Origin of the sequence: Nocardia sp. NPDC057353 (assembly GCF_042667085.1) — a bacterium.
Taxonomy (GTDB): Bacteria; Actinomycetota; Actinomycetes; order Mycobacteriales; family Mycobacteriaceae; genus Nocardia.
The window spans coordinates 44220-59793 of sequence record NZ_JBHVAK010000043.1 but is presented as its reverse complement, the minus strand read 5'-3'; the positions used below and the strand labels follow the sequence as shown (position 1 = coordinate 59793).

Genomic DNA, 15574 nt, shown 5'->3' with positions numbered 1-15574 from the left:
TGACGGCCGTGCAGGTCGCGGAGCGGGACGCTCCCGGTCACGACCGGCTCGGCTGGGGGGTGGAGCGGGGCTCAGCCCACCGGGCTGAGATCGGCGCCGACCGGGGGGAAGGCGGAGAGCCCGCTGCGGAAGACCTCGACCTCGCCGGGGACCGCGGGCACCCCGGCGGCCGCCAGCGCCTGCGCCTTGAAGGCCTGCGCCGCCACGCTGAGCCGGTGCACCACCGGCTCGATGCGGTGCTCGGGCGGCGGCGGCCAGCTCTCGCCCCAGACCACCACCTCCATCCCGCCGTCGTCCAGCGCCTTCACCAGCCCGCGGTGCGTCCTGGTGTCGGCGGCGAGCACCTCGGAGGCGATGGCGAGCGCGTGCGGCTGCCTGCCCCGCCCGCCGGTCGCCAGCACCGACTCCAGCTCCAGCACCTCGGCGCCGAGGATGCGCAGCGGCCTGGCGTCGGCGAGATCGGCCACCAGCACGGTGACGTCCCAGCCCGCTACGGCGCGGTCGAAGAGCCACCCGCCCGCATGCTGGACGACGTCGAGGACGTCGACCCCGACGATGTCGAGCCGGTAGCGGATGGTTCCCCACTTGAAGCGAAGTCGCGAGCCAGAGACCTGGTGTACTCGGTGAATACCTCGGTCAGCGGGATCGTTCGGTCGAGCAGCCATGAGATCTCCATTCCGTTGATGAAGGCGACGATTTCCATAGCCCGGATTTCTGGGTCGAGGTCGGGCCGGTACCGTCCGATCTCCTGGTTCTGCCGGATGGTCCCGGCGACGATCTCGACCGCGACCTTCCAGCGGTCGAGCAGCCGATCGTGCAGGGGAGCCTCGGGCAGCAGGTTCTCCACCAGCAGGACGACGAAGGTGCCGACCAGCTCCGGGGAGCGGGCCATGCGGTCCGCCACCCGGCGGATCTCGGCGAGCAGGTCGTTGGTCAGGTCCGCGTCCCTGGCGTCGTCCGCGTCGCGGGCGTCGAGGACGGCGTGCAGCAGCTGCTCCTTGGATTGGAAGTGGTGCAGCAGCCCGGCAGGCGTGACTCCCGCTTCGCGGGCGATCTGGGCCAGGCTGGTACTGCGCCACCCGTTGCGGGTGAGCAGCCGCTGGGCGACGCCGAGGATCCGCTGCCTGCGGTCCTCGCCCTTGGCGAGGAGGGTGGCGTAGGGGCGGGGAGTGGTCACGAGGAGTTCCTGTCCGACAAAACCTAGTGAACACACAGTAGGTTGGTTTGGGCGGTGTGACAAGGGTCTCAGGGGAAGTTGCCTCCAAGCCCTTCCCTCGACTGCGGATGATAACGTCATTCTCGCTGGTTGAAGCCGAATTTTGGGGCAAATTCCGCGGATCTACGGATATCCTTCTCTCCGATTGTGATAACGTCGTTCCCACCACGAATCGATCCCAATGGGAGGGTCACGATGTCGGTTCCCACCAGCAGCACCTCGCTGTATCCGCCCGGTGGATTCGGGCCACCGAAGGATCGCCGCGGGCACGCGGCGGGGGCGTTGGGGCTGCCCGCGGGCACCGAGGTGTTCTCGGCGGACAACCACATCTCGCTCGCGCACGACATCTTCTTCGAGCGGTTCCCGGAGGAGCTCAAGGACAAGGCGCCGCGGGTCTGGTACGAGGACGGCGCCTTCCAGCTCGGCCGCAAGGGGAAGTCGTTCCTGCCCGGCGATTTCAGCCACGTGCTGATGCAGTACGACCCGCTGGAGGGGTCGGGCAGCGGCAACCTCGAGGCCAGGATCGCCGACCTGCGCGCGGACGGCATCGCCAAGGAGCTCGCGTTCCCGAACGCTCTGCTCGCCCTGCTCTTCTACCCGGACCGGGAGATCCGCGAACTCTGCTTCCGGACCTACAACGCCTACATCGCCGAGCTGCAGGAGCAGTCGAACGGCAGCTTCTACGGCGTCGGGCTGATCAACTGGTGGGACGGCGACGGCGCCCGCCGCACGCTGGCCGAGCTGAAGTCGCTGGGGCTGCGGACCTTCCTGCTCCCGCTGTCGGCGGGCAAGGACGAGGAGGGCAGGGTCATCGACTACGCCTCCACCGCCATGCGGCCGGTCTGGGAGGCGATCGAGGAGTCCGGGGTCCCGGTCTCGCACCACATCGGCGAGTCGCCGCTCTCGGCGCCCTGCGAGGTGAACAGCGTCGCGGTCGGCATGATGCACAATGTCGCGCCGTTCCGGGAGCTGTTCTCCAAGTACATCTTCAGCGGCATCCTGGACCGGCACCCCGGGCTCAGCGTCGGCTGGTTCGAGGGCGGCATCAACTGGGTGCCCGCGGCCATCCAGGACGCCGAGCACATGCTGGCCTCCTTCCAGCACATGCTGGACCGGCCGGTCGAGCACGACGTGCGGTACTACTGGCAGAACCACATGCGGGCCTCGTTCATGGTCGACCCGCTCGGGCTCTCGCTCATCGACCACATCGGCCGCGACCGGGTCATGTGGTCCTCGGACTACCCGCACAACGAGAGCACCTTCGGCTACTCGGAGAAGTCCATCGGGACCGTGGTCGACGCGGTCGGCCCCGAGGACGCGGCGCGCATCGTGAGCGGCAATGTGCTCGACTTCCTCGGGCTGGCCGGATGACCGCCTTCGCCACCCGGCGCGGAGACGTCGCCTTCCCGATCCCGGACGTCCCGGACCGGGCCAGGATGCGGCGGGAGACCGGGGCCAGGCTGCGCGCGAGCATGGCGGCCAAGGGCGTGGACGCGCTGGTGCTGCTGAACAACAGCAATGTCGTCTACGCGACCGGGGCCAACTGGCCGCTCGGCGACGCCGGGCTCTCGCACGTCGAGCGCCCGGTGGCGGTGGTGCTGCGCGACGACCCGTGGCCGCACCTGTTCCTGCCGTTCCGGGAGGGCGCATCGGCCGAGCGCGACCTGCCCGCCGACCACCTGCACGGCCCGGTCTACCTCGAATTCGACGAGGGCGTCGAGCAGTTCGCCCGGCTGCTGGCCGAGCTGATCCCGGCCGGGTCGAGCGTGGCGGTGGACGAGCACACCGGCGCCATGCTGCGCGCGGGCAAGCAGATCTTCCCTGGCGGCGCGCCGACGGACGCGGCGCTGGTGGTGGGCCCGGCCAAGCTGATCAAGACGCCGGACGAGGTCGCCTGCATCCGCACCGCGTGCCGGATCACCGAGCGCGCCGTCACCGAGGTGCAGGCGGCGCTGGCCCCCGGCAGGCGGCAGATCGACCTCTCCGCGGGCTTCGTCCGCCGCGCCTTCGAGTACGGCGCCACCGCGAACATGCTCGACGCCATCTGGCAGGTCATGCCGGACACCAAGGCCGACGGGGTCTGGACCACGCACGGCGACCTGGCGCTTCCCCTGCTCACCACCGAGCGCGAGCTCGAGGCGGGCGACGTGCTCTGGACCGACGTGAGCATCACCTACGGCGGCTACTGCTCCGACTTCGGCCGCACCTGGCTGGTCGGCGCGCAGCCGAACGCCGCGCAGCAGCGGCAGTTCGAGCAGTGGCGGACCATCCTGACGGCGGTGCTCGACGTGACGAAGGCGGGCGCCACCGCGGCCGACCTGACCCGCGCGGCGATCGCGGCCAATGGCGGCGCCAAGCCCTGGCTGCCGCATTTCTATCTCGGCCACAGCATCGGCGTCAGCGCCGCCGAGCTGCCCATGATCGGCACCGACCTGGGCCCGGAGTACGACGAGAACTTCGTCTTCGAGCCGGGGATGGTGCTGGTGCTGGAGCCGGTCGTCTGGGAGGACGGCACCGGCGGATACCGAAGCGAGGAGATCATCGTGATCACCGAGGCGGGCTGGACCCCGCTCACCGACTACCCGTACGCCCCCTATGGGAACTGAGATCCTGCCGGACGATCGCGCCCTGCGGCATGGGCGGCGCGATCGCGCACTGGCACAGATGCAAGCCCATGACCTGGACGTCCTCGTGCTCGGCAGGCAGGCCAATGCCCGCTACGTGGCGGGCGCCCCGCAGCTCTGGGTGGCCGGGACCCGGCCGTTCGGGCCGGTCGCCACCATCGTCAGGGAGACCGGCGAGGTGCACCTGCTGAGCACCTGGGACGAGGGGATCCCGGACGACATCCCGCACGACCACCTGTACGGGCTGGCCTGGAACCCGGTGAACACCATGGCGGTGCTGCGCGACATCCCCGGCGCCGCCACGGCGGCGCGGGTCGGCACCGACTGCCTCTCCCCCACCTTCGCGCAGCTGCTGCCGATGGCGTTCCCGAAGGCCGAGTTCGTCGACGGCGAGCAGGCCATGCGGGCGGCGCGGCGGATCAAGACCGAGCCGGAGGTGGCGGTGCTGCGCGGGGCGCTGCGGGTGGCCGAGGCCGGGTTGGCGGCGGCCACCGCCGAGCTGGCGCCGGGGCGGACCGAGCAGGCGCTCACCGGCGTGCTGCTGGAGGCGATGGCGGCCGGGGGGATCAGCACTCCGGCGCAACAGGATTCGGTGTGGGTGACCTCGCGGGAGCATCCGTGGCGGCGGGCCGACGCCGAGCGGACCGTGCGGGCGGGGGATCTCGTGGCGATCTCCGCCGGGGTGCTCGGGGACGGGTACATCGGTGAGGTCGGGCGGACCGTCGCGGTGCCGGGCGGGGACGAGGCGGCGGTCGCCGCGCTGTATCGGCGCAGCTCCGTGGTGCGTGAGCGGCTGCTCGCGGCGAGCCGGGCGGGTGCGCCGTCGAGCGGGTTGCTCGCGGCGTACGAGGGCGCCGGTGAGCCGCTGCCGCCGATGCCGGTGGCGCGCGGGCTCGGGATGGGGTTCGACCCGCCGGTCGTCTCGCCGCAGCTGCCCGCCACCGCGGCGGCGGAGCGGCTGGAGCCGGGCATGGTGCTCGCGCTCACCGGGTACGTGTGGGAGTCGGGCGTCGGGGCGGTGTTCACCCGCGATGCGGTGCTGATCACCGACGACGGGGCCGAACTTCTCACGGGTGCGCCCTGATTCCCTCTTCCGGCGAAGGAGCCGTCCATGTCCGATCAGCCTCCCGCTGAAGAGATCATCCGCTACGAGAAGGATCCGAAGACCCGGATCGCCACCATCACCTTCGACCGTCCGGACGCGCTGAACGCGCCCACCGCGGCGGCCCGCCTCCGCTACGCCGACCTGATCCACCGGGCCAGCGTGGACGACGAGGTCAAGGTGCTCGTGGTCCGCGGCGAGGGCCGGGACCTCGGCACCGGCGCCGACCTGCCCGAGTTCATGGCGATGCAGGAATCCGAGGACCAGGGCCCGCGGCTCGCGGAGTTCCGGATCGGCCCGGACGAGGTGCGCTACCCCCCGCGCGGCTCGTTCCGGCACGGCGCCTCGGTGAGCCAGTGGTACGCCAATGCCTCGGCGGGCTGCCGCAGCCTGCAGGAGTTCAAGAAGATCTCCATCCTGGAGGTCAAGGGCTACTGCTACGGCTGGCACTTCTACCAGGCCGCCGACGCCGATTTGGTGATCTCCTCGGACGACGCGCTCTTCGGCCACCCCTCCTTCCGCTACTACGGCTGGGGCCCGCGCATGTGGACCTGGGCGCAGACCATGGGGCTGCGCCGCTTCCAGGAGATGGTCTTCACCGGCCGCGCCTTCTCCGCCGCCGAGATGTACGAGTGCAACTTCCTCAACAAGGTGGTGCCGCGCGCCGAGCTGGAGGCCGAGACCGCCAAGTACGCGCTGGCCTGCTCGCGCAACCGCCCCACCGACACGGTGTTCATGCAGAAGGTCTTCTTCGAGATCATGAAGCAGCAGCAGGGCGAGTACATGGGCAGCCTGCTCAGCGGCTTCTTCGAGTCCATGGGCGGGCACATCGCCGCGGACTCCGACGACCTCATGCTGGACAACGCCTTCGAGGGCGGGCTGAACAACTCGGTCAAGGACAACGACGACCGTTTCCCGCCCGATTTCCGGCTCAGCAGGTCGGGTCGGAACAAGCCGTAGGGGTTGGCTGTGACGAATGCTTCGCCGCCGCTTGCGGATTGGCTGGTGGTCGATCTGGCCACCGGCATTCCCGGCGGGTACTGCGCCAAACTGCTCGCCGACGGGGGTGCCAGGGTGGTGCGGGTCGAGCCGCCCGAGGGGGATCCGCTGCGCGCGTGGTCCGCGTCCGGGGCGGAGATCCCGCCCGGATCGGACGGGGCGCTCTTCTCCTTCCTCGCCTGCTCCACGGAGAGCGTCGCCGCCGACCCGGCCGCCGACGTCGACCTCGACCTGGTGGACTCGCTGCTGGCCGCCGCCGACGTGGCGGTGTGGTCCGGCGGGTCGCGGCTGGCCGAGCACCCCCGGTTCACCCCGGAGGCGCTGCGGCGCAGATACCCGCAGCTCGTCGTCACCGCGATCACGCCGTTCGGGCTGACCGGGCCGTGGAGTTCGCGGGCGGCGACCGAGTTCACGCTGCAGGCGTGGTCCGGCGGGATCGTCGGGCTGGGGCGCGGGGCGCCGGACCGGGCGCCGGTGCACGTCGGGGGGCGGATCGGCGAGTGGTTCGCGGGCGCGCACGCGGCGGTCGCGACCCAGGTCGCCCGGTTCCGCGGCGGCGGCGCGCTGGTCGACCTCTCCATGCTGGAGACCCAGATACTCGGCCTCACCTACTTCCCGGTGTCCTTCCACGACGGGCTGGGCCGCCCGTTCCGCACCGAGCGCAGGGTGAGCGTGCCCGGCGTGGCGACCGCCGCGGACGGGCTGGTCGCGGTGGGCTGCGGGACCGCGCAGCAGTGGTACGACCTGTGCGCCATGGTCGGGCACGCGGAGTGGATCGACGAGGACACCGAGCTGTCGATCACCCAGCGGGCCGGGGCCAAGGCGGCCGAGATCCAGGCGTGGATGGCGGAGCAGCCCGTCGATGTCGTGCGCGACCTCGCCACCGCTTTCAGGATCCCGAACGGTCCGGTCGCGGACGGGGCCACGGTCGCCGGGCTGGACCACCACGTGGCACGGAAGTTTTTCACCACCAACCCGCGCGACGGCTTCACCCAGCCCGGCCCGCCCTACCGCACCTCACCGGATCTGCTCCGCGAGCCCACCGCCGCGCCGCGGCTCGGTGAGCACACCGACTACTACCGGTCAGCGGAACCGGTGCCGAGAACCGGTGCTCCGCCGGCCGACCGAGACGCAAGCGACCCGCTCGCCTTCCGCGGGCTGCGCGTGCTGGACCTCACCACCTTCTGGGCGGGCCCGTCCTGCACCCACTACCTCGCGCTGCTCGGCGCCGACGTCATCCACGTCGAATCGGCCGGACGGCCCGACGGCACCCGGCTCATCGCCGGCGTCCCCGCCACCGAGGAGCAGTGGTGGGAGCGCTCCCCCATCTTCTCCGGGCTGAACACCGGAAAGCGCGGGCTCGCGGTCGACTTCCGCACCCCGCGCGGACGGGAGCTGCTGCGGAAGCTCGTCGCCACCTGCGATGTGGTGGTCGAGAACTACACCCCCCGGGTGCTCGAGCAGATCGGGCTCGACGCGGCGAGCGTGCGCGCCCTGCGCTCCGACGTCATCATGCTCCGCATGCCCGGCTTCGGCCTGGACGGCCCGTGGCGCGACAACCCCGCCTTCGCCTACGTCATCGAGGACACCTCCGGCATCACCGCCCTGACCGGCTACCCGGACACCAACCCCATCGAGCCGTACTGCATCGGCGACCCCAACGCCGGGATCCACGCCCTCAACGCCCTGCTCCTCGCGCTCGAGCACCGCCGCCGCACCGGCGAAGGCGTGGTGATCGAGGCTGCCATGGTCGAGGCGGCCATGAACGTCGCCGCCGAGCAGGTCATCGAGTACTCCGCCTACGGCGCGCTACTCGCCCGCGACGGCAACCGCGGCCCCACCGCCGCCCCCCAGAACCTGTACCGGGCCGCCGGGACCGACGAATTCGGCCGCGAGGACCTCTGGGTCGCCATCGCCGTCACCGACGACGCCCAGTGGCGGCGGTTGCGCGAGGCGCTAGGCACCCCCGTCTGGTCCCTGGACAAGGAGCTGTGCACCGCCGCCGGACGCCGCCGCCACCACGACCTCCTGGACCGGCACCTCGCCGACTGGTGCGCCGAGCGCACCCCCGACGAGATCGTCGGAATCCTCTGGGCGGCGGAGGTTCCGGTCGCCGAGGTGCAGCAACCGCACCACCAGGCCGACCTCCCACCCCTCACCGCCCGCGGCTTCTTCGAGCCGGTGGAGCACCCGGTCTTCGGCACCGCCAGGCACAGCACCCTCCCGTTCTCCCTCTCCGACGGGCCGACCCAGCTCCACACCCGGCCCGCGCCGCTCCTCGGTGAGCACACCGAGGAGATTCTGCGCGAGTTGGGGTTGGCGGAGGCGGAGATCGCGGAGCTCTTCGCCGACGGAATCGTCGGCGGAACGCCGTAACTCTCAACCGCCGATGCTCGGCCCCTCCGGCCAGAGATCGCACAGTTCAGCCGGGGTGAGCGGCGCTCGATAGGCCGCGCGCAGCACCGTGTCGACAGTGGACGGTGGCGCTGCCGCCAGGTGCACGAACCAGTCGATGCCTGCGGCATAGGCCCACAGATAGCTGCGCAGCTGCGGGTTCGTGCCCCGGTCGGCGAGGGCGTCGGCGATGTAGCGATCACTCCACCAGGGCACCCGCCGCCGCGCGAGATCCGCGCACTCCTCGATCGGCGCCCCGCGCTCGAGGCTCAGGTGCAGCTCGGCCCGTACGAGCTGCGTGTAGTGATCGAGCCGCACCCGCATGGCGAGTTCCCGATCGTCGGGCGCGACGAACAGCGGCATGGCCTGGGCCCACCCCTCGAGCAGCACCTGCTGCGGCCCGTGTACGGACAGCAGCCGCACCCACGGCACGTCTTCCTCGGCGCAGCGGGCCGCCATACTTGCACTCTGCAACCCGTGTCCGAGAATTTCGTGCAGCGCGAACTGGCGGGCGCGGACCTCGGTGTACTGCGCATTCCGCGTGTTGAGTCGGAGCCGCACTCGATTCCCGGCCCCGTCCAGCCAGTACGCCCAGTACGCGTCCACCTCGGCCGTCTCGATAGTCAGCCGGTAGGGGGCATCCGAACCCGTCACGGTCCGCACTGCGGATTCGTAGTCCGCGGCAGCCGCGCGAATCGCCTCCGGCGCGTTTGCCGGGTCGATCGGACCTTCGGCCGCGGCGAGTTCTGTCATTGCCTCCGGACCCCACCCGATCCCGGCGTCATCGAGGCACCCCTGCGCGACCCGGCCGCACTCGGTGACGTACTCCGCGTCCCAGCCCGTCGCCGGGCACCCCTGGGTCGCCCGGACATAGTCGTCCAGCGGGATTCGCTCCCCTATCAGCGCTCGCAGGTACGCCGAATCAGCGTCGATCCGCTGCGCGACAACCGTTTCGGTGCAGTCCGCACGCAGAGCCCGCAGCCGGAAGAGGGTCGAGAGCCGATCCACCGGCTCGATCTCGTTGGCCGAGGTCGGCGGATAGAAGTCGTAATCGATGATCGGCGGGGCACCGCGAGCCAGCTCGTGCTGATTCCATGCCCGGACAGCTTGTTCCGCAGCGTCACGAATGCGCACGTGTGACCTCCCAGCGCAGGGTCATCGACTGGTTCGGGCGAAGGTGCTCACGGCGGAGCGTGGCGACGACATCGCCGTCCTCGTGGTCCCAGATCAGCTGGTCCGCCGCCGAGTTCTCGGAGCCGTCCGGATGCTCCTCCGTGGCTGCGCAGGACACCATCTTCCCTGCTCCCTCATGACGCAGGTCGAGTCGGAGATGCCGGGTGTGCCGATAGATCGACTGTCGCCAGTACAGCGACTCGAGGAACCGACCGCCCGAACACCGATACCCCACCGCGGCGGTCTCGCCGGGCTGCAGCGGCGGTGAGATCTGGCAGGCGAACTTCACGAGGTTCGCGGTGTCGTGAATGCGCTGCACCGCCACTCTGTGCGCACTGCTCTCGAGGGGTTCGACGCGGAGCCCGCCGTCTGTGTGCTTGAACCACAGTTCCCGCACCATTCGAGTCAGTGGACGGTCGGACATGTTGAGCGTCTCGTAACGGTAGGTGACCTCGGCAGCGGCATCGGCGTCTATCCGCAGATCGATGTGCAGGCCGAGGTTCACCACCTGCCCGGCGGCCCAGTGGGTCGAGTCGTTCGGGCGGCCGATCGTCGCAGCGAACCGAGCCTTGGCCGCTTCGTCCGCCCGCGCCAGCGCCTCATCGAGCACGCGCTGCGTGATCGGGCGCAGAGTGATGTCTTCTCCGAGCCGACCCCACTTGGTGACGGTGTTCTGTCCGACGCCGAGGTCTGCGGCGAATTCACGGATCGAGCGCCGAGTGGCGTTCTTCAGCGCGATTGCCTCGAGGCCAGTCCATTCCATCGCGATCCCCCTTCGCGCGGCTGCCGGTCGAGTACTCCGCCAAGAGCACGGAGGTGTCACGACGGTGTAGTGACGGTGGCTATGTCGACCGGCCGCTGTTCGGCACAGTTCTTTGTACGACTTCCGGCGAATCTACACAAAGGGGCGACTACCGATGCCGCGCGGACGCACTTCCTCCGACCCGCCGTCCGACACCCTCACGGACGTGTCACCGGGGCTGCTGGAGCACCGGCAGTTGTCCCTGGCGATCACCGGGCACCTCTCCGGCCACTCACCTTTCATCGAATGGGCGAGAGAACTCGGCGATCTGCATGCCACGCTGGCAGCGGTCGCGGTCTCACCCGCGCATCGTCCGCGAGATTTCGACGAGCTCGCCGCCCGTACGCGAGTTCGCGAGCTGATCGCCGACATCGATGAATGGGCGGTCCTGCACCTACCACGCTCGGCCAACATGCCGCGCCACACCCACTCCCTCGGCGAGGTGATCAGTCACGTCGCACAGGTCCATGCGGAAGTCCACCGCACGCTGCGGCGCCCAGGAAGCGCCCGGCAACTCCACGACGCGGCCCACCGCATGGCTCAGACTCTCGAGGGTTATGCGGACCTGATCTCGGCGGTCCGCGAACGACGGGTGCAATTGCCGCATACCGAGTACACCTCGCGGTGAAGCACCGACCCGGATTCAGGGCGCCGGGCACCAGCCGGATCGAAGGCTCAGACGGTGAAGCGACCGCCGTTGCTGAGCAGCACCGCGCCGACGACATTGGCGGCACCCGGTGAGGCGAGGTAGAGGATGTTGTCGGCGAGTTCCTCGGGCATCGCGTAGCCGCGAAACCCGTTCGCGATCATGGCCGCACGGAGATGCGGCGGGGTGCGGGCGGCCATGGCGGTGTCGACGGGGCCGGGGGCGACGGTGTTGACGCGGATGCCGAAGGGGGCGACCTCCTTGGCGACGGCCTGGCTGAGGGCGTGTACCCCGGCCTTCGAGGCGGCGTAGTGGGGGTAGCCGGTCAACGTGTCGAAGGCGGACGACGAGCCGACGGTGACGATGGCTCCGCCGGTTTCGCGCATGGCGCGGACTGCCGCGCGGAGCACGTAGAAGGTGCCGTCGAGGTTGACGGACATGATGCGGCGCCAGGCGGTGTCGTCGAGGTGGGCCAGCACCTCGGGCGGCCGGTTCTGCTCCGCCGCTTCGTACATGCGCTGTTTGCTGCCCGGGTCGTCCACACCGGCGGCGTGCACGACGACATCGATCCGCCCGTGTGCCGCGAGCACGGTGTCGAAGGCGGCGGAGACCTGGTCCGCACAGGCCACGTCCATGCCGAGCGGGGTGGCGGAGCCGAGTTCGGCGACCACCCGCCGGGCCGCGGCCTCGTCGATATCGCAGGCGTACACCGCCTTCGCGCCGCGGAATACCAGGGCACGCACCGTGGCCGCGCCGATCCCCGATCCGGCGCCGGTGACCAACGCGATCTTCCCGTCGAAGTCCATGTCGCTCACCGGTTGTAGAAGATCCGGTCCCAGCCGGTGCGGTAGCGCTCGGCGCCGTCGCCCGTGGTGACCTCGAGGTTCTGATCGGGAACATCCTGCGCGACCGCGATCGCCCCGGCGATATCGGGCAGCGCGGCCCCGAACCCGGGCGAGGTCACCTCCTGACCCGCGCGGCTCACCATGAAGTCGGCGAGCACCTGGGCGGCATTGGGGTGCGGCGCGGAGCCGAGCGCCAGCCCGTACCAGCGCGCGCCCCAGACGTGCGGGCCCTCGGTCCAGGCCACCGGCGCACCGGCCGCGCGCTCGGGGAGCATGGGATTGGACATGAGCGCCGCCGTGATCTCGCCGGAGGTCAGCGCCTGGCCGAGCGGCTGCGTGCTCGGGTAGATGCGCGGCTCGTTCGCGGCCAGCTGCCGAAGGAAGTCGCGGCCGCCGTAGTGCTCCTCGAGGTGGTCGTAGTAGTCGATGTAGGTCGGCGAGGTGGCGGGGGTGACGATGCCGACCTTGCCGCGCAGCGCCGGGTCGAGCAGGTCGGTGGCGGTCGCGATGCCACGGGGATGGGCGGCGGTGTTCCAGCCGAAGCCGAGCACCACCGCGCCCTCCAGGAAGAACTTCCCGTCCACGACACTCTCCGCGGCCCGGTACTCGGCGGCGTCGAAGTTAGGGCCGATCACCGGGACGGCCCGGTCGGTGCCCTCGGCCGCGCGCATCCAGGAGACGTCGGTGATCACCGCGACGTCGCCGGAGCCGCGCCCGGTGCGCCCCTCGGCGTCGATCCGGGAGAGCAGGTCGGCGTCGACCCCGCGCACCACGCTGAGATCGATGGCGGGGTACGCGCTCTCGAACGCGCGCTCCAGCTCGGCCAGGATCGGCTGGGACTGGGTGGAGTAGAGGGTCACGGCGCCCTCCCGGTTCGCCGCCGCGACCACGTCCGCCCACGCCCCGTCCACCGGCCGCGCGGTCTCGGCCGCGCTGCCGCATCCGGCCAGCGCCAGGACCAGCAACCCGGCCAGCACCCGTTTCACCATGAAGTTCTCCCTTGAACTGGATTCACTTCATGTTTTATACCGGTGGCTACCCGCCCGCGGGGGCGTTTCCGCCGAGATGCCGGGCCAGGAACCGCTCCACCGCCCGGAACAGGTCGATCTGGTTCTCCGGGTTCACGAACCCGTGCCCCTCGTCGTCCTTGACGATGTACTCCACGTCCACTCCCCGATCCCGCAGCGCGGCAACCAAATTGTCCGATTCGGCGCGGACGACGCGCGGGTCGTTGGCGCCCTGCAGCACCAGCAGCGGGGTGCGGATGCGGTCGACATACGTGATGGGCGAGCGGGCGAGCATCTCCGCCTCCTGCTCCGGGTCGTCCGGGTCGCCGACGAACAGGTGCCAGTTGTTGGCGACGTGCGGGCGGGTGAAGGACGGGAGGCTGCGCAGGAAATTGGGCAGGCTGGAGATGCCGACGTAGTCGATGGCGGCGGCGAAGACGTCGGGGGTGACGGTGACGCCGACCAGGGTGGCGTAGCCGCCGTAGGAGCCGCCGAAGATCCCGATCCGCTCCCGGTCGGCGTACCCCTCGGCGACGGCCCACTCCACGGCGTCGATGACGTCGTCGTGCATGGCCCCGGCGAACTCGCCGATGGCGGCGCTGGTGAACGCCTTGCCGTAGCCGGTGGAGCCGCGGAAGTTCACCTGCAGCACCGCGTACCCGCGGTTGGCCAGGAACTGCACGGCGCCGGAGTAGCCCCAGTGGTCCCGGAACCACGGGCCGCCGTGCAGCAGCACCACCAGCGGCAGCCCGGCGGGCTCCACCCCGACCGGCAGCGTCAGGTGCGAGGGCAGCCGCAGCCCGTCCCTGGAGGTGATCGAGACCGGGCGCATAGGCGCGAGCGCGGCGGGGTCGAGGTGCGGGTGCGCGCGGCCGAGCAGCCTGCTCGCGCCGGTGGCGTGGTCGTAGAACCAGGCGACGCCGGGGTCGCGGTCGTGCTCGAAGGTCACCACCCAGCGCTGCCCGGAGTCGTCGCTGGAGAGCGTCTCGATATCGCCGTCGGAGAGCGCGGTGAGCCGCTCCAGGATCTCGGCGAAGCCGGGGTCCAGCGCCCGGATCTCCAGCCGTTCGTCCAGGTAGCGCACGCCGAGGAGCTCGCCGGTCGCGCGGGCGAGGATGAGCGGGTACGGGGCGGCGGGGTCGACGGTGGAGCGCGGGTCGAGATCGAAGGTGGGGTGGCTGTCGACGGCGGTCTGAACGCCGGTGGCCAGGTCGAGCCGGACCAGCCGCATGCGGTCGGTGCCGCGGTTGGAGCCCATCCAGACGCCGGTGCCGTCCGGGGTGAGCTGGAACGGCTGCACGCCCATCGGGTAGTCGCCGCCGGCGAAGCGGGCGATGCGCACCGGCCCCTCCGGGGTGATCCGGTTCAGCTCCAGGTCGCCGTCGTCGTTCAGGCCGCGGGCGTAGAGGGCGCCGTCGGGGCTGCGCAGAAAGAAGCCGACCCCGCCCGGGTTCTGCGCCACCTCGGTGAGCTCGCCCGTTTCGATGTCCACGTCGTAGAGGTCGAAGGCGGCGGGGTCGCGCTTGTTCATCTGTACCTGGATGGTGCCGGGCCGGTGCATCGGCAGCTCCGGCTCCAGCGCGACGACGCCGGGGAACGGGGTGAGGTCGACCGCGGGCGCCGCCGGATCGTCCGGGTCGGCACGGAAGATGTGCCACTGCTCGTTTCCGCCTTCGTCCTGGGCGTAGAGCAACCAGCGGGAATCCAGGGACCAGAACACGTTCTGCACATTGCGGGTCTCGTCGGCGGTGACGCAGCGCGGCTCGCCGCCCGCGACATCCAGGACCCAGATGTTCATCCGGTTCTTGCGCGGGGCCAGGTAGGCGATGCGGGCGCCGTCCGGGGAGATGACGGGGGCGGTGAAAGCGGGCGAGCCGAAGAATTCCTCGACGCCGATCATGGCGTTCCTTTCCGTCGAGCGGGGACGACCCCATGACACACCCGGCCGTAACGGCATACTCAAGACATTCCGGGCATGACCCGGGTCACCCTTGACTGTGCCGCTACGGCACACCCGAGACTGGCCGCACCGACCGACCCGAGGAGGACAGCATGGGGTGGAGCACCAGGCAGCTCGCCGAGCTCGCCGGGACCAGCCTGCGCACGGTGCGGCACTACCACGACGTCGGGCTGCTGCCCGAACCCGAGCGCGGCAGCAACAACTACAAGCACTACGGCGTCGCCCACCTGGTGCGGCTGCTGCAGATCAAGCGCCTCACCGACCTCGGCTTCTCGCTGCCGCAGATCGCCGAGATGGGCGATGCCGACGATCACCCCGAGGCGGCGCTGCGCGCGCTGGACAAGGAGCTGGAGGCCACCATCGAGCGGTTGCAGCGGGCCAGGGTCGAACTCGGGCTGCTGCTGCGGCACGCCTCGCCGACCGACCTGCCGCCGGAGCTGGCGCTGGCCGCCGCCGACGCCAACCTCACCGGCGCCGACCGCGGCCTGGTGACGGTGATGAGCAGGCTGCTCACCGGCGACCAGCTCGACGCCTACGCCGACCTGCTGCGGGCGGGCGAGCCCTCCGAGGTCGACCACGAATTCGACCACCTGCCCGCCGACGCCGATCTCGAGACCAGGCGCGACCTGGCCGAGCGGATGATCCCCCGGGTGCGGAAGGTGCTCGCCGAGCACCCCGACATGCGCGACCTGGAGCTGCCCCCGCAGCGCGCCGCGCAGACCATCGGGGTCGCGCTGCGCGACCTGTACAACCCGGCCCAGCTCGACGTCATGCGGCGCATCGGTATCGCCATGAAGAGCGAGTGA

Annotated in this window: 14 protein-coding genes; 7 read left to right on the top strand and 7 right to left on the bottom strand. The window is 70.7% G+C overall.

What is annotated here, in order from left to right:
- Window positions 1-71 precede the first annotated feature (71 nt).
- Both ACFUUZ_RS21670 and ACFUUZ_RS21665 read right to left on the bottom strand, forming a co-directional pair.
- Window positions 72-575 carry a hypothetical protein gene (locus tag ACFUUZ_RS21670; protein WP_378698922.1) on the bottom strand — a complete coding sequence of 168 codons (504 nt, stop codon included), beginning with the start codon at window positions 573-575 and terminating at the stop codon, window positions 72-74.
- Window positions 491-1177, bottom strand: a complete 687-nt coding sequence (locus ACFUUZ_RS21665; protein ID WP_378698916.1) for a TetR/AcrR family transcriptional regulator — start codon at window positions 1175-1177, stop codon at window positions 491-493. Before ACFUUZ_RS21665 ends, ACFUUZ_RS21670 begins: the two co-directional genes overlap by 85 nt.
- A 234-nt stretch (window positions 1178-1411) precedes the next feature.
- On the opposite strand from ACFUUZ_RS21665, the gene ACFUUZ_RS21660 reads away from it, so the two are divergent.
- Genes ACFUUZ_RS21660 through ACFUUZ_RS21640 form a run of 5 tightly spaced genes read left to right on the top strand, consistent with a single transcriptional unit; the run spans window position 1412 to window position 8317 of the window.
- Window positions 1412-2587 (top strand): amidohydrolase family protein, encoded by a 1176-nt coding sequence (locus ACFUUZ_RS21660; RefSeq protein WP_378698914.1) that lies wholly within the window; start codon window positions 1412-1414, stop codon window positions 2585-2587.
- The gene (locus tag ACFUUZ_RS21655; RefSeq protein ID WP_378698912.1) at window positions 2584-3822 is read left to right on the top strand and encodes a M24 family metallopeptidase; all 1239 of its coding nucleotides are present in this window, start codon (window positions 2584-2586) and stop codon (window positions 3820-3822) included. Before ACFUUZ_RS21660 ends, ACFUUZ_RS21655 begins: the two co-directional genes overlap by 4 nt.
- Complete coding sequence (locus ACFUUZ_RS21650) at window positions 3812-4924, top strand: M24 family metallopeptidase (RefSeq protein WP_378698910.1); 1113 nt, start codon at window positions 3812-3814, stop codon at window positions 4922-4924. Before ACFUUZ_RS21655 ends, ACFUUZ_RS21650 begins: the two co-directional genes overlap by 11 nt.
- A gap of 27 nt (window positions 4925-4951) precedes the next feature.
- The gene (locus ACFUUZ_RS21645) at window positions 4952-5902 is read left to right on the top strand and encodes an enoyl-CoA hydratase/isomerase family protein (protein WP_378698908.1); all 951 of its coding nucleotides are present in this window, start codon (window positions 4952-4954) and stop codon (window positions 5900-5902) included.
- Between the two features lie 9 nt (window positions 5903-5911).
- Window positions 5912-8317 carry a CoA transferase gene (locus tag ACFUUZ_RS21640; RefSeq protein WP_378698906.1) on the top strand — a complete coding sequence of 802 codons (2406 nt, stop codon included), beginning with the start codon at window positions 5912-5914 and terminating at the stop codon, window positions 8315-8317.
- 3 nt (window positions 8318-8320) lie between these two features.
- On the opposite strand, the gene ACFUUZ_RS21635 is transcribed toward ACFUUZ_RS21640, so the two are convergent.
- Together ACFUUZ_RS21635 and ACFUUZ_RS21630 are read right to left on the bottom strand one after the other, a co-directional pair.
- Window positions 8321-9469, bottom strand: a complete 1149-nt coding sequence (locus ACFUUZ_RS21635) for a hypothetical protein (protein ID WP_378698904.1) — start codon at window positions 9467-9469, stop codon at window positions 8321-8323.
- Complete coding sequence (locus ACFUUZ_RS21630; RefSeq protein WP_378698902.1) at window positions 9456-10271, bottom strand: hypothetical protein; 816 nt, start codon at window positions 10269-10271, stop codon at window positions 9456-9458. The genes ACFUUZ_RS21635 and ACFUUZ_RS21630 overlap by 14 nt, the downstream gene beginning before the upstream one ends.
- Before the next feature lie 205 nt (window positions 10272-10476).
- On the opposite strand from ACFUUZ_RS21630, the gene ACFUUZ_RS21625 reads away from it, so the two are divergent.
- Complete coding sequence (locus ACFUUZ_RS21625) at window positions 10477-10938, top strand: hypothetical protein (RefSeq protein ID WP_378698900.1); 462 nt, start codon at window positions 10477-10479, stop codon at window positions 10936-10938.
- 47 nt (window positions 10939-10985) lie between these two features.
- Here ACFUUZ_RS21625 and ACFUUZ_RS21620 read toward each other — a convergent pair whose 3' ends face one another.
- Genes ACFUUZ_RS21620 through ACFUUZ_RS21610 form a run of 3 tightly spaced genes read right to left on the bottom strand, consistent with a single transcriptional unit; the run spans window position 10986 to window position 14708 of the window.
- A complete protein-coding gene (locus tag ACFUUZ_RS21620) occupies window positions 10986-11762 on the bottom strand; it encodes an SDR family NAD(P)-dependent oxidoreductase (protein ID WP_378698920.1) in 777 nt (258 codons plus the stop codon).
- A gap of 5 nt (window positions 11763-11767) precedes the next feature.
- On the bottom strand, window positions 11768-12790 hold the full coding sequence (locus ACFUUZ_RS21615) for an ABC transporter substrate-binding protein (RefSeq protein ID WP_378698898.1): 1023 nt from the start codon (window positions 12788-12790) through the stop codon (window positions 11768-11770).
- Window positions 12791-12836: 46 nt separating this feature from the next.
- On the bottom strand, window positions 12837-14708 hold the full coding sequence (locus ACFUUZ_RS21610) for an alpha/beta fold hydrolase (protein WP_378698896.1): 1872 nt from the start codon (window positions 14706-14708) through the stop codon (window positions 12837-12839).
- A gap of 152 nt (window positions 14709-14860) precedes the next feature.
- Between ACFUUZ_RS21610 and ACFUUZ_RS21605 the strand changes: the two genes are divergently transcribed.
- On the top strand, window positions 14861-15574 hold the full coding sequence (locus ACFUUZ_RS21605; RefSeq protein WP_378698894.1) for a MerR family transcriptional regulator: 714 nt from the start codon (window positions 14861-14863) through the stop codon (window positions 15572-15574).